Origin of the sequence: Mesorhizobium sp. M7A.T.Ca.US.000.02.2.1 (assembly GCF_003996995.1) — a bacterium.
Lineage (GTDB): Bacteria > Pseudomonadota > Alphaproteobacteria > Rhizobiales > Rhizobiaceae > Mesorhizobium.
In genome coordinates this window covers 1-1,448 of record NZ_RZTT01000744.1, presented here as the reverse complement: position 1 = coordinate 1,448, position 1,448 = coordinate 1, and the positions used below count along the sequence as shown (strand labels likewise).

Annotated in this window: 2 protein-coding genes; both read left to right on the top strand. The window is 62.5% G+C overall.

The window, feature by feature from the left end; all coding sequences use genetic code 11:
- Positions 1-409 precede the first annotated feature (409 nt).
- Entirely contained in the window at positions 410-1,087 is a 678-nt protein-coding gene (locus EOD15_RS34220) for a hypothetical protein (RefSeq protein WP_127409299.1), read from the top strand.
- Positions 1,088-1,098: 11 nt separating this feature from the next.
- A partial coding sequence (locus EOD15_RS34215) for a hypothetical protein (protein WP_148129817.1) occupies positions 1,099-1,448 on the top strand: 350 nt, incomplete at its 3' end.

The following is a 1,448-nucleotide window of genomic DNA, read 5'->3' as shown; positions in this document are numbered from 1 at the left end:
GGATAGCGGCGGCCGAAGCGACTGTGCCTGCATCCGGCCGGGGGGAGGCGGCGATGTAGCGGCGCATGAAGTCGCGCAGCTCCTGGGAGCCATTTCGGTCGTTGTTTTTCGCAGCGGCGAGGAAGTCAGCTTTCAGCTGCTCATCGAGGCGGAAGGTGAAATTGACTTCTGACATTGGATCTCCGGAATCAGGAATGGCACTACCCTAGCGCACATACAAGAAAAGTGCAAAATATTTGCGCGGTATGTGCGCAAGCCCGAAACCTGTGGTAGAGTGACACAACAGAACGGCCATAAACGACACAACAGCGGGCCGGTTCTTGTAGGCGCAATCTCCCTGCGCCCTGAGCACAAACCACCACAAAATGAGGGCCGCAACATGCTGTATCGAGCACTGGAATGCTGTGTCATGGGTCGTCCCGATGAACCCACGGCGACAGCCTGGATCACCGGTCACAGCCAAGAGGATGCGCGTCAGCGCCTGCGGGCTGCACTGGCTGCCACCTGGGGTGTCGAGCCTGCGGAAATCGTGTGGGGCCATTTCGCCAGCGAAATCGAGCTTGAACGCAATTCGTGTCAGCTCGGGACTGCGGGTGCGCGCCAGTGGCTGGAAACGGGCCAGATCGCCACGCCATCCTCCTGCGCTTTCATGCCGGTCTACGACAGCTTCGACCAGGCGTTGATCTTCCTGCCCGCCCGTGATCGGAAGCGGCTGGCAAATGCGTGGTTCGAGGCGCGGCAGCATGCAGGAAAGTGCTCCCGGATCGTGGCCACGGAAGCCAGGGAGGCGCGGGAGCGGGGCGACCACGAAACTGCCAAGACATTGCAGGGCTATGCAGATCAGATGCGCCTGCAGGCGTGCTCAATCACCGATTCAGCGGCCAGCGCCGGCAATGAGGCAGTTGGCGCGGTGTATCTGCGGTCTTGGCTGGCGGACCAACGCCGGAACCTGGGTAAGGCCGCCGATCAGTTCGACCGGGCCAAGAGGCTGCGCGAGAACGGCTCCCCCTCGGCGCGGGATTACGAAACCAATGGCAGGGAAATCCTTGCCGACGTGCTGTGCCGCCACCCGAACCACACCAACTGAGGGCTTACCCCATGAACATCGAATTCGATCACACCGTGCTGACCAAGAAGCAGGCGACCATCCGCCGCGTTCTGGAAATGTCGACCGCCGTCGTGCTGATGACCTGCGCCACGCTCGCCCTGTGCGGTTTCGTGGTCCGGGGCGCGGCCGAAGGCTGGCCGATGGATTTGCGGGCCGGAACGGCTTTCCTGAGCGTGCTGACCATCCTGTTCCCGTTCTGGCTGCTGCCGCTGCTCAGCTTCACCAATGAACTCGATGCCAAGGGCCGCGTGCGGCTGCAGACGCTGGCCCGGCGGAGCCCGGATCTTGCGCCGATCATTCTCGCGTGGCTGGCAGACGAAACCCTGGAGCTGCGCAAGGA